The organism is Sphingobium bisphenolivorans, assembly GCF_000412635.1.
In the GTDB taxonomy this organism is placed as follows: domain Bacteria; phylum Pseudomonadota; class Alphaproteobacteria; order Sphingomonadales; family Sphingomonadaceae; genus Sphingobium; species Sphingobium bisphenolivorans.
In genome coordinates this window covers 55,322-73,891 of the sequence record NZ_ASTG01000018.1, presented here as the reverse complement: position 1 = coordinate 73,891, position 18,570 = coordinate 55,322, and the positions used below count along the sequence as shown (strand labels likewise).

Annotated in this window: 22 protein-coding genes and 1 tRNA gene; 15 read left to right on the top strand and 8 right to left on the bottom strand. The window is 64.2% G+C overall.

Features of this window, described 5'->3' with window-relative positions; all coding sequences use genetic code 11:
- The first annotated feature begins 54 nt into the window (after positions 1-54).
- The 8 genes from fliD to queE all read left to right on the top strand — a co-directional run bounded on the left by fliD (position 55) and on the right by queE (position 7,281).
- The gene (fliD, locus tag L858_RS0113860) at positions 55-1,500 is read left to right on the top strand and encodes a flagellar filament capping protein FliD (RefSeq protein WP_022683753.1); all 1,446 of its coding nucleotides are present in this window, start codon (positions 55-57) and stop codon (positions 1,498-1,500) included.
- 21 nt (positions 1,501-1,521) lie between these two features.
- The gene (locus tag L858_RS0113855; RefSeq protein ID WP_022683752.1) at positions 1,522-1,920 is read left to right on the top strand and encodes a flagellar export chaperone FliS; all 399 of its coding nucleotides are present in this window, start codon (positions 1,522-1,524) and stop codon (positions 1,918-1,920) included.
- 144 nt (positions 1,921-2,064) lie between these two features.
- Positions 2,065-3,261, top strand: a complete 1,197-nt coding sequence (locus tag L858_RS0113850; protein WP_022683751.1) for an aspartate aminotransferase family protein — start codon at positions 2,065-2,067, stop codon at positions 3,259-3,261.
- A 128-nt stretch (positions 3,262-3,389) separates the two neighbouring features.
- A complete protein-coding gene (gene argF / locus L858_RS0113845) occupies positions 3,390-4,319 on the top strand; it encodes an ornithine carbamoyltransferase (RefSeq protein WP_022683750.1) in 930 nt (309 codons plus the stop codon).
- Positions 4,320-4,442: 123 nt separating this feature from the next.
- Positions 4,443-5,351: an Hsp33 family molecular chaperone HslO gene (gene hslO, locus L858_RS0113840; RefSeq protein ID WP_022683749.1), complete on the top strand. Its 909-nt coding sequence runs from the start codon at positions 4,443-4,445 to the stop codon at positions 5,349-5,351.
- Positions 5,352-5,485: 134 nt separating this feature from the next.
- Positions 5,486-5,875, top strand: a complete 390-nt coding sequence (locus tag L858_RS0113835; RefSeq protein ID WP_028056137.1) for a DUF3617 domain-containing protein — start codon at positions 5,486-5,488, stop codon at positions 5,873-5,875.
- A gap of 55 nt (positions 5,876-5,930) precedes the next feature.
- Positions 5,931-6,623 carry a 7-cyano-7-deazaguanine synthase QueC gene (queC, locus tag L858_RS0113830; RefSeq protein ID WP_022683747.1) on the top strand — a complete coding sequence of 231 codons (693 nt, stop codon included), beginning with the start codon at positions 5,931-5,933 and terminating at the stop codon, positions 6,621-6,623.
- 10 nt (positions 6,624-6,633) lie between these two features.
- Positions 6,634-7,281: a 7-carboxy-7-deazaguanine synthase gene (queE, locus tag L858_RS0113825; RefSeq protein ID WP_022683746.1), complete on the top strand. Its 648-nt coding sequence runs from the start codon at positions 6,634-6,636 to the stop codon at positions 7,279-7,281.
- Here the strand turns inward: queE and L858_RS0113820 are convergent.
- The 3 genes from L858_RS0113820 to lipB form a co-directional block, all read right to left on the bottom strand.
- Positions 7,278-7,970, bottom strand: coding sequence for a hypothetical protein (locus L858_RS0113820; protein ID WP_028056136.1), 693 nt, complete (start codon positions 7,968-7,970; stop codon positions 7,278-7,280). The genes queE and L858_RS0113820 overlap by 4 nt on opposite strands.
- 114 nt (positions 7,971-8,084) lie before the next feature.
- Positions 8,085-8,375, bottom strand: a complete 291-nt coding sequence (locus tag L858_RS0113815) for a hypothetical protein (protein ID WP_022683744.1) — start codon at positions 8,373-8,375, stop codon at positions 8,085-8,087.
- A gap of 63 nt (positions 8,376-8,438) precedes the next feature.
- Positions 8,439-9,152 (bottom strand): lipoyl(octanoyl) transferase LipB, encoded by a 714-nt coding sequence (gene lipB / locus L858_RS0113810; protein ID WP_022683743.1) that lies wholly within the window; start codon positions 9,150-9,152, stop codon positions 8,439-8,441.
- 75 nt (positions 9,153-9,227) lie between these two features.
- Between lipB and L858_RS0113805 the strand changes: the two genes are divergently transcribed.
- Positions 9,228-10,013, top strand: coding sequence for a DUF7847 domain-containing protein (locus L858_RS0113805; RefSeq protein WP_022683742.1), 786 nt, complete (start codon positions 9,228-9,230; stop codon positions 10,011-10,013).
- Here L858_RS0113805 and L858_RS0113800 read toward each other — a convergent pair.
- The 3 genes from L858_RS0113800 to L858_RS0113790 are packed head-to-tail and all read right to left on the bottom strand — an operon-like array spanning position 9,995 to position 11,917.
- On the bottom strand, positions 9,995-10,594 hold the full coding sequence (locus L858_RS0113800; protein ID WP_022683741.1) for a GNAT family N-acetyltransferase: 600 nt from the start codon (positions 10,592-10,594) through the stop codon (positions 9,995-9,997). The two genes, L858_RS0113805 and L858_RS0113800, sit on opposite strands and share 19 nt — an antisense overlap.
- Positions 10,595-10,598: 4 nt before the next feature.
- A complete protein-coding gene (gene hemF / locus L858_RS0113795; RefSeq protein WP_022683740.1) occupies positions 10,599-11,450 on the bottom strand; it encodes an oxygen-dependent coproporphyrinogen oxidase in 852 nt (283 codons plus the stop codon).
- Positions 11,447-11,917 (bottom strand): tRNA (cytidine(34)-2'-O)-methyltransferase, encoded by a 471-nt coding sequence (locus L858_RS0113790; RefSeq protein ID WP_022683739.1) that lies wholly within the window; start codon positions 11,915-11,917, stop codon positions 11,447-11,449. Before L858_RS0113790 ends, hemF begins: the two co-directional genes overlap by 4 nt.
- A 194-nt stretch (positions 11,918-12,111) precedes the next feature.
- Between L858_RS0113790 and petA the strand changes: the two genes are divergently transcribed.
- From petA to L858_RS0113770, 4 genes are all read left to right on the top strand, one after another.
- The gene (petA, locus tag L858_RS0113785) at positions 12,112-12,678 is read left to right on the top strand and encodes a ubiquinol-cytochrome c reductase iron-sulfur subunit (protein ID WP_022683738.1); all 567 of its coding nucleotides are present in this window, start codon (positions 12,112-12,114) and stop codon (positions 12,676-12,678) included.
- Positions 12,679-12,689: 11 nt separating this feature from the next.
- A complete protein-coding gene (locus L858_RS0113780) occupies positions 12,690-14,009 on the top strand; it encodes a cytochrome b (protein WP_022683737.1) in 1,320 nt (439 codons plus the stop codon).
- Between the two features lie 16 nt (positions 14,010-14,025).
- Positions 14,026-14,874, top strand: coding sequence for a cytochrome c1 (locus tag L858_RS0113775; protein WP_022683736.1), 849 nt, complete (start codon positions 14,026-14,028; stop codon positions 14,872-14,874).
- A 76-nt stretch (positions 14,875-14,950) separates the two neighbouring features.
- The gene (locus L858_RS0113770) at positions 14,951-15,487 is read left to right on the top strand and encodes an adenine phosphoribosyltransferase (RefSeq protein WP_028056134.1); all 537 of its coding nucleotides are present in this window, start codon (positions 14,951-14,953) and stop codon (positions 15,485-15,487) included.
- Positions 15,488-15,503: 16 nt separating this feature from the next.
- Here the strand turns inward: L858_RS0113770 and L858_RS0113765 are convergent, their stop codons facing one another.
- Entirely contained in the window at positions 15,504-16,142 is a 639-nt protein-coding gene (locus tag L858_RS0113765) for a 5'-methylthioadenosine/S-adenosylhomocysteine nucleosidase (protein ID WP_022683734.1), read from the bottom strand.
- A gap of 227 nt (positions 16,143-16,369) precedes the next feature.
- On the opposite strand from L858_RS0113765, the gene L858_RS0113760 reads away from it, so the two are divergent.
- Complete coding sequence (locus L858_RS0113760) at positions 16,370-16,972, top strand: hypothetical protein (protein WP_022683733.1); 603 nt, start codon at positions 16,370-16,372, stop codon at positions 16,970-16,972.
- Positions 16,973-17,034: 62 nt separating this feature from the next.
- Here L858_RS0113760 and L858_RS0113755 read toward each other — a convergent pair.
- Positions 17,035-17,109, bottom strand: a tRNA-Val gene (locus L858_RS0113755).
- Between the two features lie 123 nt (positions 17,110-17,232).
- Here L858_RS0113755 and L858_RS0113750 point away from each other — a divergent pair.
- Complete coding sequence (locus tag L858_RS0113750) at positions 17,233-18,570, top strand: dicarboxylate/amino acid:cation symporter (RefSeq protein WP_028056133.1); 1,338 nt, start codon at positions 17,233-17,235, stop codon at positions 18,568-18,570.

The window sequence follows — 18,570 nt, the reverse complement described above, 5'->3', positions numbered from 1 at the left end:
TCATTCCTAAAGGTCTTGGGCCTAGTGCCGTTCTGGCATTTGAAAGGACGGCCCATGACCTCGGTGAGCAGCAGCATCTTGACCGCGCTTGGCGCAGGATCGGGCATCGACACAGCCTCGCTGGTGTCCAGCCTGGTCAGCGCGACCCGCGATCCGCGCCAGCAGGTGATCACCAGCCGCCAGAGCCTGAACAGCGCGCGCATTTCCGCGATCGGCTCTGCCTCCAGCTCGCTCGACACGTTCGCCGATGCGCTCAACAGCCTGCTGTCCGGCACCGGCTATTCGGGCACGCCTGCCTCCAACGATCCCAGCATCGTCAATGTCAGCGCACTGCCCGGCGGCGTGCCGAGCGGCCTGCCCGCGCAGATCGAGGTCAAGAATCTTGCCGCTGGCCGCACGCTCGTCTCATCGGTCAACACGCGCAGCGACAAGGCAAGCGGTGCGGCAGCGACCGTCGGCACCGGAACCCTGTCGTTGAAGGTCGGATCGGGCGCGGCCGTGCCCATCACCATCACATCGGCCAACAACAGCTATACGGGCCTTGCTGCCGCCATCAACAATGCCGGCGTCGGCGTCACCGCTTCGGTGATCACGGATTCGCAGGGCACGCGGCTGATGTTGAAGGGCCCGAGCGGGGCCGCGAACGACATCAGTCTCACCGTCTCCTCCTCCACGCCGGACGCCAACACGGGCGCCGACCTCGCGCAGTTCGCCTGGTCCTCCGGCGCTCCCGCCGGGAGCACGGTGACGTCGGCCTCCACGCCGGCCGACGCGACGATCCTGCTGGATGGCGTCGAGCAGAAATATGCGACCAACACGATCGACACGGCGATCGCCAATCTGCGCATCGACCTCAACAAGGCCGCGCCTGGCACCAGCGTGACGCTGGCGACGACCGAGCCGACCACATCGATGCGCGATCTGATGGTCGAGTTCGTCAACGCCTACAACACGCTGATGAAGGCGCTGAACACCGCTACAGCGACCGGCACGGACTCCTCCAATGCAGGCGTGCTCAATGGGGAATCGGCGATCCGCGACATGAAGCGCCAGCTCTCGCAGATGACCTCGACCGCGCTGGCGGTCAGCGGCACTTTCACGACCTTGAGCGACCTCGGTGTCAGCACCAACCGTGACGGCACGCTGTCGCTGGACACGAAGGTACTGGACAAGGCGATCGCCGCCGACCCCAAGGCGATCACGCAACTGCTGAACCCGGCGGTCAAGTCGGCCACCAATCCGGGTCTTGCCGGTCTGATGGACAGCGTGCGCGACAAGATCCAGCAGAAGGACGGGCCGCTGGCCTCGGCGCAGAGCAAATATGAGAGCCTCGCCAAGGATCTCACCAAGCAGCTTGAGAAACTCGACACGCAGATGACGAATTATCAGGAGCAACTGACCAAGGTCTATTCGGCCATGGAAACGCGGCTCTCCGCCTTCAAGGCGACCCAGAGCTACCTGCAGCAGCAGGTCGCGCTTTGGACAAAAAGCGACAATTGATAAGCAAGGGTCACGACGAACATGTTCTATAATCACAGCGGTTTCGGCGGTGGGGCAGCGGCGCGACGCTATGCGGCGGTTCATTCCGGCAGCCGTATCGAGGGGGCGACGCCCCACGCCCTGGTCAAGCTGCTGTTCGACGAACTGCTGCTGGCGCTCGACGCCGCCGCGCTGGCCGAGCGCAACGGCGACCGGCTGAAGGTGTCGGACAAGCAGGCCCGCGCCATGTCGATCCTGTTCGCGCTGGAATCGAGCCTCGACTTCGACAAGGGCGGCGACATCGCGACCGGCCTTGCACAAATCTATCGCGAGGGCCGCCGGCTGCTGCTCGCGGGAGCCAAGGATCGTGACGCGGAGCCGGTCGAACAGGCCCGGGTGATGATCGCCGAGATCGCCGAGGCCTGGAACCAGATCGGCTGAAGTGACCTTTTAACGCAGGTCTATACAAGGGTTGAACCGCCAAAGTCTCCCTTGTATAGGCGACGCTCGCAAAGGGCGGCCCGGCGGGGGCCGCCTTTTTGCGTTTCGGAAAACTGCTTACATCAACCCAGAAAGGGAAGGTCCATGTCGATTACGCCGCTCATGCCCGTTTACCCCCGGTGCGATGTACGCCCGGTCCGAGGCGAGGGCTGCTATCTGATCGGCGAGCGCGGTGAGCGTTATCTGGACTTCGCCAGCGGCATCGCGGTCAACCTGCTCGGCCACGGCCACCCGAAGCTGGTGAAGGCGATCGCCGGTCAGGCGGCGACGCTGATGCACACGTCGAACCTCTATGCCATGCCGTTGGGCGAAAAATTCGCGCAGCGTCTGGTCGACACGACCTTTGCCGATACGGTCTTCTTCACCAACTCGGGCGCTGAAGCGGTGGAATGCGCGATCAAGACCGCGCGCCGCTATCATTATGCCAATGGCGAGGCGCACCGGCACAAGATCATCAGCTTCGACAATGCCTTCCACGGCCGCACGCTGGGCACGATCTCCGCCACCAGCCAGCCCAAGATGCGCGACGGTTTCGAACCGCTGCTGCCGGGCTTCACCGTGGTGCCCTTCAACGATCTGGAGGCTGCGACCGCCGCCGTCGATGAGAATACCGCCGGCTTCCTGGTGGAAACGGTGCAGGGCGAGGGCGGCGTGACGCCGGCCACGCAGGAGTTCCTCTCCGGCCTGCGCAAGCTGTGCGACGAGCAGGGTCTGCTGCTGATCCTCGATGAGGTACAGTGCGGCTATGCCCGCACCGGCACCTTCTTCGCCTATGAGCAGTATGGGCTGACACCCGACATCATGGCGGTGGCGAAGGGGATTGGCGCGGGCTTTCCGCTCGGCGCTTGCCTTGCGACCGAGGAAGCGGCCAAGGGCATGGTGTTCGGCACGCACGGTTCGACCTATGGCGGCAACCCGCTCGCGATGGCGGTGGGCATGACGGTGCTGGACGAGGTGCTGGGCGAGGGCTTCCTCGACCATGTGAAAACGATAGGTGCGCGCCTGCGTTCCGCGCTGGAGCAGCTCGTCCCCAATCATGACGGCATGTTCGAGGATGTGCGCGGCCTTGGCCTGATGCTCGGCGTCAAGATGAAGGACAGCTACGACGCACGCAGCTTCGTGGCGCATCTGCGCGACAATCATGGGCTGCTGGCGGTGTCGGCGGGACAGAATGTCGTGCGCATCCTGCCGCCCCTCGTGATCGAGGAAAGCCATGTGGCCGAGTGCATCGAGCGGCTTTCCGCCGGAGCGCGGAGCTTTGCGGAGGCTGCTGCGGCCTGATTCTGTTTCCGTTCGTGCTGAGTAGAGGCTGACCGAAGCCGACCCGTATCGAAGCATCCTTCGATACGGCATTTCGGCAAGCTCAATGGCTACTCAGGACGAACGGCCTTCTTGGAGGAAGTCCTTCCATGACCAGACATTTCATCAATCTCTCTGATGCCGGTGGCGATGCGATCGCCGCCATGATCGCCGACGCCATCGACCGCAAGGCTGCCCGCAAGTCCTTCCCCAAGGGAAAGGCCGACGCCGATGCGCCGCTCGCCGGCCACACGCTGGCGATGATCTTCGAAAAGAATTCGACCCGCACCCGCGTCAGCTTCGACATGGCGATCCGCCAGCTCGGCGGCACATCCCTAATCCTCGACGGCGCGACCAGCCAGCTTGGCCGGGGTGAGACGGTGGCCGACACCGCCCGCGTCCTGAGCCGCATGTGCGACGCCATCATGATCCGCACCGACGATCATGCGAAGATCGAGGAGATGGCGCACCATGCCACGGTCCCCGTGATCAACGGCCTCACGGACCTGTCGCATCCCTGCCAGATCGTCGCCGACCTCCTGACCGCCGTCGAGCATGGCGTGTCGCTGCCCGGCAGCCAGTGGGCCTGGCTCGGCGACGGCAACAACGTCCTCCATTCGATCATCGAGGCGGCCGGCCTCTTCAAGTTCGATGTCCGAATCGGCGTGCCGGAGGGCTATGACCCCGATCCGTCCTTCGAGCGCGAAGCGCAGGCGCTCGGCGCTACCATCACCCGTACGCGCGATCCGCATGCGGCGGTGGCAAATGCCGACATCGTCGTAACCGACACCTGGATATCCATGGGCCAGGCGCATGCGGACGAGAAGCTGCGGGCGATGATGCCCTATCAGGTGACGCCCGCCTTGATGGCGCATGCCAAGCCCGGTGCGAAGTTCCTCCACTGCCTTCCCGCGCATCGCGGCGAGGAGGTCGTCGAGGAAGTGATCGACGGACCGCAGTCGCTGATCTGGGACGAAGCGGAAAACCGCATCCACGGCCAGAAGTCGGTGCTGCTCTGGGCGCTCGGCCGGCTCGGTTGAGTTTGAGGCGACGCGTCCTATCTAAAGCGACTGACGTTCCATCGAAGGAGCTCATCGCCGTGGCGGCTGAAGCCATTCACCGGGAGTGCGTCTGCTGCCGTTTGCCCCTCACGGAGCCTTGATTTGACCTCTTCTGCCCACATCGACCATGCCCTTGGCTTCACCATTCCGTCCCGTCATGCGCGCGGACGGATCGTGCGGCTCGGCCCGGTGCTGGATGATGTCCTCGCCGCCCACGCCTATCCGCCGCCCGTCGAGCGGCTGCTGGCCTCCGCTCTCGTGCTTGCCGCGCTGCTCGGTACCACGCTCAAGGATGCGGGCGGGCAGCTTACCCTACAGGCGCAGACGGAGAGCGGCGTCGTCAGCCTCCTGGTCGCCGACTACAAGGCGGGGGAGGTGCGCGGCTATGCCAAGTTCGACGCCGATCGCCTGGCGGAGCTTGGCCCCAATCCGACGCTGTTCGGCCTCTTTGGCAAGGGCTTTCTCGCCATCACCTTCGATCAGGCGACCACGGGCGAGCGTTATCAGGGTATCGTTCCGCTCGACGGCGAATCGCTGGCCGACGCGGCGGAACATTATTTCTTCCAGTCCGAACAGCTGCCCAGCATCGTCCAGATCGCCGTGCGCCACGACGCGGGCAAGGGCTGTCTCGCCGCCGGGCTGCTGCTCCAGCATCTGCCCGAAGGCGAAGTCGGGCGCGAACGGCTGCACGTCCGCCACGACCATCCCGAGTGGGAGCATGTCCGGGCGCTGGCGCACACGCTGAAGGATGAAGAACTGACGGCCGAAGCACTGCCGCTCAGCGATATTGTCTGGCGTCTCTTCCATGAGGAAGACGAAGTGCGCGTCACCGATCCCGTCGAACTCAGTAAGGGCTGCCGCTGCGACTTGGGTCACATCCGCTCCGTCATCGGCCGCTTTCCCGCTGAAGAGCGGGAGCAGATGGCCGATGGCAACGGGATCATCGGCGTCGATTGCGCCTTCTGTTCACGCCTGTTTCCCGTGGCGCTGGACAGTTTCGGGGCGCACTGACCGTCCCATAAAGAGGCACGCCGCGGCTCTGCGCCAAGGCCGCTATGAATTTGCCGCAATTGTGAGGCATTATCCTGCATCAAGGGTCGCATTCGCACGCGCCGGGAAGCCGGTGCGGGGCAATGGGGGAAACGATGAGATCGGCATGCTATGTTATGGCCGCAGCGGCGATGATGGCGGCGGGCCCTCCCGCCGGCAAGGCTGAGCCGCTGCGCCTGGCCAAGGGGCTTGAGCCAGGTGAATGGGAGCTGCGGGAGCGCGGGGCCGAGGCGCGCCGGCTGTGCCTGTCCGATCTGCGGCAACTGTTGCAGGTCCGTCATATGTCGCGCAACTGCAAGAGCTTCACCGTCAGCGACACGCCCAATCGAGTGGTGGTGACCTACGACTGCGGGGGGGCGGGCAGCGGCCGTACCGACCTGCGCGTGGAAACATCGCGGCTGGTCCAGGTCCAGTCGCAGGGGATCGCGGACGGGGGGCCCTTCGATTTTGCCGCCGAAGGCCGGTGGGTCGGCGCCTGCCGCTGAGGGCGCCCGGCCCGACTCGCTTGCGCTTGCGGACCGGCCGGGGTAGCGGGTCGCCATGGTTGCCAGTGTAGAAAAATCAGCGGTCGTCCTGCTTTCTGGCGGGCTCGATTCCATGGTGGCGGGCGGTCTGGCACGGGAGGCGGGCTATCAGGTCCATGCCCTGTCGATCGACTATCATCAGCGCCACAGCGTGGAGCTGCGCGCGGCGAGGCGCGTGGCCGAGGCGATTGGCGTGGCTTCGCACATCATTCTGCCCCTTGACCTCACGGCGTTCGGCGGATCGGCGCTCACCGCCGACATCGCCGTGCCCAAGGACGGCGTCGGACCGGGAATTCCCGTCACCTATGTGCCCGCGCGCAACACCATCTTCCTGTCGCTCACGCTGGGCCTGGCCGAAGTGACGGGCGCAAGCGACATCTTCATCGGCGTCAATGCGCTCGATTATTCCGGCTATCCCGACTGCCGGCCGGAGTTCATCGACGCTTTCCAGACGATGGCGACGCTGGCGACGAAAGCGGGAGTGGAGGGACGTCCGATCCGCATCAACGCGCCGCTCCAGCACATGAGCAAGGCTGATATCGCGCGTGAGGCGCACAGGCTTGGCCTTGATGCCGGGCTCAGCTGGTCCTGCTACGATCCGACGCCGGAAGGCCAGCATTGCGGCCTGTGCGACAGTTGCCGGTTGCGCTCGAAGGGGTTTGAGGAAGCCGGGCTGCCTGACCCCACCGACTATGCGGTGAGGGCTTGAGAGAAGAGCCATGACCTATGCCGTCAAGGAAATGTTCCTGACCTTGCAGGGGGAGGGCGTTCACGCCGGCCGCCGCGCCGTCTTCCTGCGCTTTGCCGGATGCAACCTCTGGAGTGGTCGCGAGCAGGATCGGGAAAGCGCGATCTGTCGCTTTTGTGATACGGATTTCGTCGGCACGGATGGCGATGGGGGCGGCAAGTTCGTTGATGCCGAGAGCCTTGCCGGCTCGGCGCTCGGCTTCTGGGGGGAGGGCGAGCAAGGACGCTACATCGTCATTACGGGCGGCGAGCCTATGCTCCAGATCGACGATGCGCTGGTCGATGCCCTGCATGCGCGCGGCTTCACCATAGCCGTCGAAACCAACGGCACCCTGCCAGCCCATCCTGGAATCGATTGGGTCTGTGTCAGTCCCAAGGCAGGTAGCGAGGTCGTGCAGCGCACAGGGAACGAACTGAAGCTGGTCTGGCCTCAGCCCTCACCCGGTCACGGCATCGCCGACGTAGAGCAGATGGAAGGCTGGGCCTTCGACCATCTCCTGATCCAGCCGCTCGATGATCCCCGCGCCGCCGACAATGCGCAGGCGGCGGTCGATCTGGTGATGGCTAGGCCGCGCTGGAGGCTGAGCCTCCAGTCGCATAAATATCTGGGGTTACGTTAAGGCTGGACGCCGATCTTCTGGTTCCAGGCGACGTGGCAGGCGGGCAGAAGCTTGCCCTTCTTCCAGCATTTGGGATCGAAGGAGGGCAGGGTGAGCGAATAGCTGCGGCCCGGATCGCCATAGGCCTGCTCGCCCGCCAGGATCAGCGACTTCTTGATCGAGCCAAGGCCGTTGCGCGCCACGACGTTGAGCGTCCCCCGCTGGGCGAAGATGGCCTGCCGGCCGACTTCCGCCGCAGCCAGGCAGAAGCCCCGCTGCGCCTGGACAGTCGAATAGCCCGAGTAGATGCGCGTGCCATATTGATCGGATGCGGCTTGGCCCGGCCGACCCTTGCCCACGGTGCGCTGGAAATAGCCGAGCAGGACCGACTGCGCCGAATCCAGTTCCGCGTCATGGTGCGCGATCATCGCATTATAGTTGCTGATCGACAGAAGAGTCGGTTCGAACTGGCATTGCAGGGCGGCGACGTTCAGCGCCGCGCGCAGGTTCCAGACCAGCCCGGCCTTCACCTCCTCCGCCGTGGCGCCGGGCAGGCCCAGCGCAGTGGCCGCCTCTACATCGGTGAGGGGCGACGTCGCGAAGCTTGGCGGCGACCAGAAAAATTGCGCGGCGGCGGGCTGGGCAAGAGACGGCAAGACTATCGTCGCCAGACCCATAACGGCGCGGCGCAGAGACAAACGGAAATTCATCGACATCCCCTGTGACATCGGGCCCCGTGGCATCAGGCCCCGCAGCATCGGACCGCTACAGGTCCAAAGCCTTGATTCATTTCCTCTGTATCACGGCTGAACGCCAGCGCCAGCCTATTGATCGGACAGGACTTCCGTATCTTGAGCCGGCTGCGGCGCCGATTCATTCTTGGCTTCCGCGGGCGCTGCCGCATTGTCGCTGCGATTGCCGGACACAGCCAGCGCCGTGCTCTCGCTCTGCACGCCATCCAGGTCGGTCATGGCGTCAGTGGTGGTGCCGTCCACCACTTCCAGATTGTTCATCTGCACCGTCGTCGTGCCTTCATCCTTCTTGCCGCACGCGGTCAGCGTCACGCAGCCAAGCAGGAGCGTCGCCGTCACTATCGTCCTCGCTTCAAGGCGCATCCGGGTATCCTCAATCGGTTGTCAGCATGCCCGGCGGCCCCCCACCTGGCGAAGGCGGCGACCCTAGCGGCGCATATCGCATTGCTCAACCCCCGCCTCGTCGGGCGCGGGGCAGCGCCGCAACCGTCCGATAAACGCAGGGAAATGGGTGTGGAGCGCGGCGTCCAGTTCGACCATCGACGCCTTGACGCCAAGCGCCGCGATGCTGGTGACGGGATATTCGGCAAGGCCGCACGGCACGATGCCCCCGAAATGCGACAGGTCGGGATCGACGTTGATCGAGAAGCCATGCAGCGTGACCCAGCGCCGCACTCGGATGCCGAGCGCGCCTATCTTTGCCTCCCGTCCCTGGCGGTCGTTGGTCCAGATGCCGATGCGTCCCTCCGCGCGCCGCGCGGCGATGCCCAACTCACCCAGCGCGTCGATCATCCAGCCTTCCAGATGATGGACGAAGTTGCGCACGTCCTTGCCCCGTTCGCGCAGGTCGATGTTGAGATAGCCGATGCGCTGCCCCGGCCCATGATAGGTGTAGCGCCCGCCGCGTCCTGCATCATGCACCGGAAAGCGGGGGTCGAGCAGTTCGTCCGCGCTCGCGCTGGTGCCCGCCGTATAGAGCGGCGGATGTTCGAGCAGCCAGACCCGCTCCTGCGCCTCGCCCGCGAAGATCGCGGCACAGCGCGCCTCCATATCCGTCAGTGCATCGGGATAATCGACGGGCGAGGGCTCGACGCGCCACTCGATGTTCGGCATGGGCGAAGAGGGGGCGGGAGAAGTCATGGCGCTTCCTTGACTTGGACGGGGCGAGCTATCAAGTCTCGTCCCGATTTTACGCTGGCAGAACAGGGCGAAGATATGACGGCGATGTCCATCGGCAAGGCTTGGGAGGAAGCGGTCGCCTTCGTTTCGCGCGAAAGCAGCCTGCTGTTCCCGGTCGCCTTGCTGTTCGTCGCGCTGCCGGGACTGATCCTGCAGGAAATGACGCCGCCGCAGCTTGCCCGATGGAACATGACGCAGGCTATGCCCGATGTGCCGACTGGCTTCTGGCTGGCGATGCTGCTGGGCGTAATCGTCATCTGGTTCGGCTCGCTCACCCTGTTCGCGCTGGCGCTTCGTCCGGGGATCAGCGTGGCCGAAGCGCTGCGCCTCAGTGTGGCGCGGTTGCCGGTGCTGCTTGGCACGGCGCTGGTGGTGGCAGGCTTGCTGGCCGCCCTGCTCGTCGTGGGCACCATCATCGTGGTGGCGCTGTCGCTCGTCGCCAAGCCGCTCGGCGCGAGCCTCGCCATGCTGCTGGGCGTCGCTCTGGTCGTTGCCACCATCTTCGTCAGCGTACGGCTGCTGCTGCTCAATCCGGTGGTGATTGACGGCAGCGAGGGCGTGCTGGACTCGCTGCGCCATGGCTGGGCGCTAACCCGCGGGCATTTCTGGCGGCTGCTCGGCTTTCTCCTGATCCTGACCCTGCTGTCGGCGATCGTCGGAGCGGCGTCGCAAGCGATCTTCGGCGTGATCGGCGGCCTTGTCGGCGGCCCGAGCGGTGCGCGGCTGACCGGCGGCATCGCCGCCGCCGTCGTCTCGACCGTGGTGCAGGTCTATATGCTGGTGATGCTGGCCCGGCTCTATCGTCAGGCCGACGCGCGCTGACCCAGCAGCGGCACATGCGGTGCCGCGTCACGCGCCAAAGTTCCGGCCAGCCGGGGATCGGCGAACGTCTCGACCTCGCGCTTGTAGGGCACGAACCCCGCCTTCTGGTAGAAACCGAGCGCCGCCGGGCTGTCCAGCGTGCAGCTATGCACCCAGAAGCGCGTCACTTCCTTGCGCCAGGCGAGCGCCTTGGCCTGTGCCATCAGCCATCGGCCGAAGCCCTTGCCCGTCAGTTCCGGGATCAGCCCGAAAAAGGCGAGTTCGCAGTCCGGAAGTGACCGAAAGTCGAGTTCGAGCAATCCGACCTCCACGCCGCGCAGGTCGGTGACGGCATAAATCTGGACAGCCGGATCATGGATGATGGCGGTGAGCGCCTCGTCGCTCATCACCAGCCGCGAAAACCAGAGCCAGGGCTCGCCCACCCGCCGGAACAGCGCGCGGTAGCTCTGGGGCGCCGGGGTCTTCCACGGCACCAGCCGCAGCGGAGCCGGCGCGATGGGCGCGGGCCGCGGCCGGTCCCGCATTTCCAGATGCGTCACGATGGTGGCGATCTGGTCATCCGGAACCGTCGTCAGGCCCACCGCCTCAACTCCATTTCGCCATCGGCGGCAGGCTCATCAGGATCGCATCGACATTGCCGCCGGTCTTGAGCCCGAACAGCGTACCCCGGTCGTGGACAAGGTTGAACTCGGCATATCGGCCGCGCCACTCCAGCATCCGGCTATACTCTTCATCCGACCAGCTTTCGTTCATGCGGCGGCGGACAATCGGCGGATAGGCGGCCAGGAAGGCTTCGCCGACCGACCGGGTGAAGGCGAAATTCTCGTCGAAGTTCCCCTCCAGATGATCGTAGAAAATGCCGCCGACGCCGCGATGGACGCCGCGATGAGGGATGAAAAAATAATCGTCCGCCCATTGCTTGAACTTCGGGTAATGGCCGGGGTCATGCGCGTCGCAGGCATCTTTCAGGACGCCGTGAAAAAAGCCCGTATCCTCATCGCGCGGCAGCGGCGGGTTGAGGTCCGCGCCGCCCCCGAACCAGCGCTTGGACGTCACCAGAAAGCGCGTGTTCATATGCACGGCGGGCACATGCGGATTTGCCATGTGCGCGACCAGGCTGATGCCGGTGGCGAAGAAGCTCGGATCTTCATCCGCGCCGTGGATCGTCTTGGCGAATTCCGCGGAGAAAGCGCCGCCGACCGTCGACACATTGACGCCGACCTTCTCGAACACCTTGCCCTTCATGACGCCGCGCACGCCGCCGCCGCCTTCACCGGGGGCAAGGCCCGGCGCTTCCCGATTCCAGGCGAGATAGTCGAAGCGCGCATCGCTGCCCGCCTCCCGCTCGATCGCCTCGAACTCGGCGCAGATGCGGTCGCGCAGCGATTCGAACCATGTGCGAGCGGCCTGCTGCTGGGGATCGAGGGCCAGGGTCATTGCGGAAAGCCTCCAGTCTGACGAAGGGCCTCGGCGACGGCGATGCCCGTGGAAACGGCGATGTTGAGCGAGCGAAAGCCCGGCGCCATGGGAATGCGGACGCGCACATCCGCCAGATCGCGGACATCGTTCGGGACGCCCGCACTTTCCGATCCCATCAGCAGGATGTCGTCGGGCCGGAAGGCCACGTCCGGCAGCCGCTGCGACGCATGGCTGCTCATCAGCATCAGGCGGCGGCCTTCCGTCCTGCGGGCGGCGTCGAAAGCTTCGAAATTGGCGTGGCGCGTCACCTCCGCCGCGGCGCCATAATCCATGGCGGCTCGCTTCAGCCGGGCGTCGGAAAAGGCAAATCCAGTCGGCATGATGATATCCACAGGCACGCAGAAGCAGGCTGCCAGACGAAGAATAGCGCCGACATTGCCGGCGATTTCGGGTTGATAAAGGGCGATACGCATGCCGCGCGCCATAGAGCAAGGAGGCAAATTGTCATAGAGCGGCCAAATTGCTGTTGGCAAATGGCGCATCCTACGGTTATCAGGCCTGCAAACCACGCCAGGGGGAAGGCGGGGCCCACTTCGTATGGGCGCTTCAATCCCCCGAAAGCATAGCCGACGAAGGCAATGAGGCGGGGCCAGGGACGTACTTGCAAGGGTTGAGGTGCATGGCGATCGTTGAACATACGGAGAGTGAGACGCTATCCCGGGGGGACGCAGTCCGTCGCCGTGATTTCATCAACATTGCGGCGGTCAGCTTCGCTGGCGTGGGGGCGGTCGCGGTGGTGGTTCCGCTTATCGACCAGATGAACCCCAGCGCCGACGTGCTGGCGCTCGCGTCGACGGAAGTCGATCTGTCGGCGATCCAGCCGGGACAGGCGATCAAGACGACCTTCCGCTCGCAGCCGCTTTTCGTGCGGCACCTGACCGACAAGGAAATCGCCGAAGCCGACAAGGTCGACGTATCCGGTTTGCGTGATCCGCAGACGCTGGAGGAGCGCACGGTCGACGGCAAGAAGCAGTGGCTGGTGACGATGGGCGTCTGCACCCATCTCGGCTGCGTGCCGCTGGGCGCTGGCGAGGGCGAAAATCGCGGTGAATATGGCGGCTATTTCTGCCCCTGCCACGGCTCGTCCTACGACACCGCGGCCCGCATCCGCAAAGGCCCCGCGCCCAAGAACCTGGAAGTTCCGAAGTTCAGCTTCACTTCCGACACCGCCATTCTCGTAGGCTGAGGTAAGAAACCATGAGCTTTCCCTGGGCTGAGCATTATACCCCCAAGCATCCTGTGATGCAGTGGATAGACGAGAAGCTGCCGCTTCCGCGCCTCGTCTATAATTCAATCGGCGCCGGCTATCCCGTGCCGCGCAATCTCAACTATTTCTGGAACTTCGGTGTTCTGGCCGGCCTCGCGCTGGTGATACAGATCGTCACCGGCGTGATCATGGCGATGCACTATGGCGCCAACACGCTGGTCGCCTTCGGCACCGTCGAACAGACGATGCGCGACGTGAACGCGGGCTGGCTGATGCGTTACGCGCATGCCAACGGCGCCAGCTTCTTCTTCATCGTGGTCTATCTCCATATCTTCCGCGGCCTGTTCTACGGTTCCTACAAGGCGCCGCGCGAAATGGTGTGGCTGCTCGGCCTCGTCATCTTCCTCCTCATGATGGCGACCGCCTTCATGGGCTATGTGCTTCCCTGGGGGCAGATGAGCTATTGGGGCGCAAAGGTGATCACCGGCCTGTTCGGCGCGATCCCCGTGGTGGGCGAGCCGATCCAGACCTGGCTGCTCGGCGGTTTTGCTCCGGGTAATGCTTCGCTCAACCGCTTCTTCTCGCTGCACTTCCTGCTGCCCTTCGTGATCGCGGGTGTCGTCATCCTGCACATCTGGGCGCTGCACATTCCGGGCTCTTCGAACCCGACGGGCGTAGACGTGAAGGGGCCGCAGGATACCGTGCCCTTCCATCCTTATTACACCGCGAAGGACGGTTTCGGCGCGGGCGTCTTCCTGATCCTCTTCGCGATCCTGCTGTTCTTCGCGCCGAACTATCTCGGCCACCCGGACAATTATATCGAGGCGAACCCGCTTTCGACGCCGGCGCACATCGTCCCTGAATGGTATTTCTGGCCCTTCTACGCGATCCTGCGCGCCTTCACCGTCGACTTCTTCTTCGTCCCGGCGAAGCTGCTGGGCGTGCTGGCGATGTTCGCGTCGATCCTGCTGCTCTTCTTCCTGCCCTGGCTCGACACCTCGCCGGTGCGCTCGGGCAACTATCGGCCGACCTTCCGCAAATTCTTCTGGATCCTGATCATCGACGTCCTGATCCTGGGCTATTGCGGTGGTGCGCCGGCGGAAGAGCCTTATGTGATGATCTCCCAGGTGGCTGCCGCCTATTATTTCGCGCACTTCCTGATCATCCTGCCGCTGATCGCGCGCTTCGAAAAGCCGCTGCCGCTGCCGGCCTCGATCACGGAATCGGTGCTCAATCGCACCAACATAAAAGGCGAGCAGGACGCGCTGCCCGGAATGGGCGCCGATCCGCAGCCGTCGAACGCCGGTTAAGGGGGGCAAGAAAATCATGGTTCGCATTGGCGCATTTCTTGTCGGCCTTTTCTTCGCTGGCTGGCTGCTCGTCTCCTTCCTGGTGGGTGCGGTGGCGTTCGTCTCCGAACCCCCGGCTAAAACGGTGGAGCATGAGTTCCACCGCGACCCCAAACATGTGTCTTTCTCCTTCGACGGGCCGCTCGGCACCTTCGACAAGGCCCAGCTGCAGCGCGGCTTCCAGGTCTACAAGGAAGTCTGCTCGGCCTGCCACAGCCTGAAGTTCGTCGCTTTTCGCGACCTGCAGGCGATCGGCTATAATGAGGCAGAGGTGAAGGCGATCGCCAAGCAATGGGCGATCAAGACGCCCGACGTCGATCCCAAGACGGGTGAGATGTCGACGCGCGATCCGGTCCCGGCCGACTTCTTCCCCAAGCCGTTCGCGAACAATGTCGCGGCGGCGGCGGCGAACAACAATGCGATCCCGCCGGATCTCTCGCTGATGGCCAAGGCGCGCCACCATGGTTCGGCTTACGTCTATTCGCTGCTGACGGGCTTCCAGAACCAGCCGGCCGAGCTGCTGAAGGAGTTTCCCGACGCCAAGACGCCGCAGGGGCTGCACTACAACCCCTATTTCCCCAACCTGAACCTCGCCATGGCGCCGCCGCTGACGGCCGACGGTCAGGTGACCTATGGCGACGGCACCAAGGCGACGGTCGATCAGATGGCGCAGGACGTCGCCGCCTTCCTGACCTGGACTGCGGAGCCCAAGCTGGAGAACCGCCGCCGTGCGGGCCTGGCGACCATCTTCTTCCTGCTGATCGCCACCGGCCTTGCCTATATGGCGTACCAGAATATCTGGGCGGACAAGAAGCGGGCTATCTGACCCGCGGCCCGGCCGGAAGACCGACAAAAAGGGGGCGTGGTTCATCAACCGCGCCCCTTTTCTTATGGAGGATATGATGAGCGTCGACGGCCTTGCGGCACTGGTCCGCACCATTCCCGACTGGCCCAAGCCCGGTATCCAATTCCGCGACATCACCACGCTGCTGGCGGACTGGCGCGGCTTTGCCGAACTGGTGGAGCGGATGGCCCTGATCGCCCGCCCGCTCGACGCGGAGTTGGTGATCGGCATCGAGGCGCGCGGTTTCATCCTCGGCGCGGTACTGGCGCACGCGCTCGGGCTTGGCTTCGTGCCAGTGCGCAAGGCTGGGAAGCTGCCAGGGCAGACCGTCGGCATCGACTATATGCTGGAATATGGCACCGACCGGCTGGAACTGCACGAAGGTCAGGTGCCCCAAGGCGCGCGCGTCCTGCTGGTCGATGATCTGATCGCGACCGGTGGCACCGCACTCGCGGCCGCGCAGTTGCTGCGCGAGCAGGGCGCCACGGTCCTGATGGCGCTCTTCGCTATAGACCTGCCCGACCTAGGCGGGCGTCGCGCACTGGAACAGGATGGCATCGTATCCCAGACGGTGATCGCTTTTCCTGGGCACTGATCTTGCGCCGTTCAGTTTATCGCAGTCCCGGTAGTTCATGGCTGGCGAGTGCGGCAGGCAGCAGATCGACCGCTGCGGCGAGCCGCTCGTCCAGCAGTCCCAGAAGCTCTGTCCAGCCCAGCAAGTCCGACAGTTCGCCCGGCCCATCGGATATGCCCCGCAAGCCCATCAGCGAGACGCCGAACCGATCGCATGCCCGTGCGATGGCGAAGGTTTCCATGTCGACCATCTCGGCGTCGATCGCGGCATAGGCATCGCCACCCACGATATTGGCGCCCGTCGACAGGCGGGCCGATTGCAGCGAGAGGGGCTGGCAAAGCGGCACATCGACAGGGTGATCGATGAAGGGCGTGACGCCCTTGACGAAGCCAAGGCGGGACGCGTCCATGTCGCGCCACGAAACGCTTGCCACCTGATAGACCTGACCAAGTTCGCACAAGCGCGATCCAGCCGATCCGAGCGAGACGACCAGATCAGGCAGGGCGTTCGCCATTTCCAGCCTGTGCAGCGCGATCGCCATATGGATCGACGCTTCGACAGGGCCGACACCGGTCAGCAGCGGCGAGAAGCGGGCACGAAGATGTGCGCCATATTCGGCCTCAACCGCCATGACGAACAGCACCCGTTTCCCAGCGATGACCTTGAAATCCGGCATATTGTTTGCCCTTCCCGCACGGCGCAGCCCGACCGAAACCCATAATCTTCCCGCCTCGCGAAGGCGACATTAGAAAAGCTCTGCAAGGCCGCAGCCTGATCGCGGTTCAATCTATTCGATGAGCAGGGCACCTACCGAATTCCTAAACGCATCACTTACACAAGCCAGGCACAGATCGCACCTGCAACGTTCTGGCGGCATCCGCCAGTCATGATTGGGAGTGATCTATGACCATGCATGTATCGATAGGTGTCACGGGGCGGTCCGCTGACCTCGCACTTTGGGACAAAACCCTTGCTGAGCACGCGGCGGCCAAGGAGGCGTCCGATCTCTACAATGTGTCAGTTCATGATCCGCTCTACGAAGAGCTGAAGCGCGCGGTCCCTTTTCCAGACCTCTGCTTTGAAATCGAGGCGCTGGACGGCAAGATCACCCGGTACCGCGTCGATCCGGGCAATCTTCAGGCCTGGGACAACCACTGGTCGCCTGTCATCCGGCGAAACGCCGCGGCTGTTCGGGACGCATGGCTTGCATATCGCAAGACCCACGAACGCCTCGGCCTGGATGCAGTCAATGAGGAGAGCGATCGTCTGTGCGATGCTCAGGGTTCGATCGAAGCCGCGTTGATCGAGATGCCCGCTCCGGACCAGTCGGCGCTGCTGTGGAAGCTCGAGCATCTCTTCGGTCCGGCAGCTTGGGACGGAAGCGACTTCTCACCCTCATGGTGCGCGAAATGGATGAAGGTGGTGATGGATGACGCCCGCCGCCTGCTCGGTATCGATGCGAACCCGCTCACGGCATGGTCGGCGGAAGAGAAGATTGCAGCCTGAACTAGCGCCATGTTGGACGTATGAAAAACCCCGCCAGTCCGTGGGACTGACGGGGCTTTCCATGGTGGGCGTGGCAAGGATTGAACTTGCGACCCCTGCGATGTCAACACAGTGCTCTACCACTGAGCTACACGCCCACGGTGGAGGGGCCAATAGCCGCGCTCTCCGTCGCGCGCAAGCGGGAAATTCACCTTTCCGCTATTCTTCTGGACAGCGGCAGGGCAGTCCATATGGTGCGGCGCGAAGGGGACCGCCGACCGATGATGCCAACCACCGCCGCCACGTCCGACCTGCCGGTGTCCCGCCCGCCGCTGTACCGGCAGCTTTATGTGCAGGTGCTGGTCGCCATCGCGCTGGGCGTCACCATCGGGCATTTCTTTCCTGGCACCGGCGTCGCGCTGCAACCGCTGGGCGATGCGTTCATCAAGCTCGTGAAGATGATCATCGCGCCGGTCATCTTCCTCACCATTGTGACCGGCATAGCAGGGATGAAGGAACTGGGCGCGATCGGGCGGGTGGCGGCCAAGGCCTTCGCCTATTTCCTGACCTTTTCCACGCTTGCGCTGATCGTGGGGCTGATCGTCGCCAATCTGCTGCATCCCGGCACGGGCATGAACATCGATCCGGCGACGCTGGATGCCGGCAAGATCGCGCAATATCAGCAGCAGGCGCATGACCGGACGCTCACCGGCTTTCTGCTCGACATCATTCCCGACACGCTGATTTCAGCGGTCGCGGACGGCCACAATATCCTCCAAGTGCTGTTCGTCGCCATCCTCTTCGGCGTCGCCGTGACGATGGTGGGGCCAAGGGCCGATCCGCTCATGGCCGTGCTCGAAGCCGCCAGTCATGCGATCTTCAAGCTGGTTTCGCTGCTCATGAAGGCCGCACCGCTGGGGGCCTTTGGCGCCATGGCCTTCACCATCGGAAAATATGGCATCGGGACGCTGGTGAGCCTCGCGGAACTGGTCGCCACCTTCTATTTTACCTCCTTGCTGTTCGTGCTGCTGGTGCTGGGCGCCGTCGCGCGGCTGGTCGGCTTCAACATCCTCCACCTGATCCGCTATCTGAAGGCCGAGCTGCTGCTGGTTCTGGGCACCTCCTCCTCCGAAGCGGCGCTCCCCAGCCTGATCGAGAAGATGGAGCGGGCGGGGTGCCGCAAGTCGGTCGTGGGTCTGGTGGTGCCCACCGGCTACAGCTTCAACCTGGACGGCACGAACATCTATATGACGCTGGCGGCGCTCTTCATCGCGCAGGCGACCAATGTGCATCTGAGCCTGGAGGAGCAATTGCTGCTCCTGCTGGTGGCCATGCTGTCCAGCAAGGGCGCCGCAGGCGTGACGGGCGCAGGCTTCATCACGCTGGCGGCGACCCTGTCGATCGTGCCGTCGGTGCCCGTCGCGGGCATGACGCTGATCCTGGGGGTCGACCGCTTCATGAGCGAATGTCGCAGCCTTACCAATTTCGTCGGCAATGCGGTTGCGACAGTCGTCGTGTCAGCCTGGGAGAAGGGGCTGGATCGGGAGAGATTCGCCGCGGCGATGGCGGGCCACCCCCTGCCGCCGCCGCCTGATGGCGAGGAGCCGGTCCTGACCTGA

Excerpts from the sequence above, each read along its gene's own strand:
- L858_RS0113750 (WP_028056133.1), top strand. The coding sequence starts at position 17,233 with ATGATGCCAACCACCGCCGCCACGTCCGACCTGCCGGTGTCCCGCCCG.
- argF (WP_022683750.1), top strand. The coding sequence starts at position 3,390 with ATGACCAGACATTTCATCAATCTCTCTGATGCCGGTGGCGATGCGATC.
- L858_RS0113765 (WP_022683734.1), bottom strand. The coding sequence starts at position 16,142 with ATGCCGGATTTCAAGGTCATCGCTGGGAAACGGGTGCTGTTCGTCATG.
- L858_RS0113775 (WP_022683736.1), top strand. The coding sequence starts at position 14,026 with ATGGTTCGCATTGGCGCATTTCTTGTCGGCCTTTTCTTCGCTGGCTGG.
- L858_RS0113770 (WP_028056134.1), top strand. The coding sequence starts at position 14,951 with ATGAGCGTCGACGGCCTTGCGGCACTGGTCCGCACCATTCCCGACTGG.
- petA (WP_022683738.1), top strand. The coding sequence starts at position 12,112 with ATGGCGATCGTTGAACATACGGAGAGTGAGACGCTATCCCGGGGGGAC.
- lipB (WP_022683743.1), bottom strand. The coding sequence starts at position 9,152 with ATGACTTCTCCCGCCCCCTCTTCGCCCATGCCGAACATCGAGTGGCGC.
- queC (WP_022683747.1), top strand. The coding sequence starts at position 5,931 with ATGGTTGCCAGTGTAGAAAAATCAGCGGTCGTCCTGCTTTCTGGCGGG.
- L858_RS0113790 (WP_022683739.1), bottom strand. The coding sequence starts at position 11,917 with ATGGCGCGCGGCATGCGTATCGCCCTTTATCAACCCGAAATCGCCGGC.
- L858_RS0113780 (WP_022683737.1), top strand. The coding sequence starts at position 12,690 with ATGAGCTTTCCCTGGGCTGAGCATTATACCCCCAAGCATCCTGTGATG.
- fliD (WP_022683753.1), top strand. The coding sequence starts at position 55 with ATGACCTCGGTGAGCAGCAGCATCTTGACCGCGCTTGGCGCAGGATCG.
- L858_RS0113835 (WP_028056137.1), top strand. The coding sequence starts at position 5,486 with ATGAGATCGGCATGCTATGTTATGGCCGCAGCGGCGATGATGGCGGCG.
- L858_RS0113820 (WP_028056136.1), bottom strand. The coding sequence starts at position 7,970 with ATGAATTTCCGTTTGTCTCTGCGCCGCGCCGTTATGGGTCTGGCGACG.
- L858_RS0113805 (WP_022683742.1), top strand. The coding sequence starts at position 9,228 with ATGACGGCGATGTCCATCGGCAAGGCTTGGGAGGAAGCGGTCGCCTTC.
- hemF (WP_022683740.1), bottom strand. The coding sequence starts at position 11,450 with ATGACCCTGGCCCTCGATCCCCAGCAGCAGGCCGCTCGCACATGGTTC.
- queE (WP_022683746.1), top strand. The coding sequence starts at position 6,634 with ATGACCTATGCCGTCAAGGAAATGTTCCTGACCTTGCAGGGGGAGGGC.
- L858_RS0113760 (WP_022683733.1), top strand. The coding sequence starts at position 16,370 with ATGACCATGCATGTATCGATAGGTGTCACGGGGCGGTCCGCTGACCTC.
- L858_RS0113855 (WP_022683752.1), top strand. The coding sequence starts at position 1,522 with ATGTTCTATAATCACAGCGGTTTCGGCGGTGGGGCAGCGGCGCGACGC.
- L858_RS0113815 (WP_022683744.1), bottom strand. The coding sequence starts at position 8,375 with ATGCGCCTTGAAGCGAGGACGATAGTGACGGCGACGCTCCTGCTTGGC.
- L858_RS0113850 (WP_022683751.1), top strand. The coding sequence starts at position 2,065 with ATGTCGATTACGCCGCTCATGCCCGTTTACCCCCGGTGCGATGTACGC.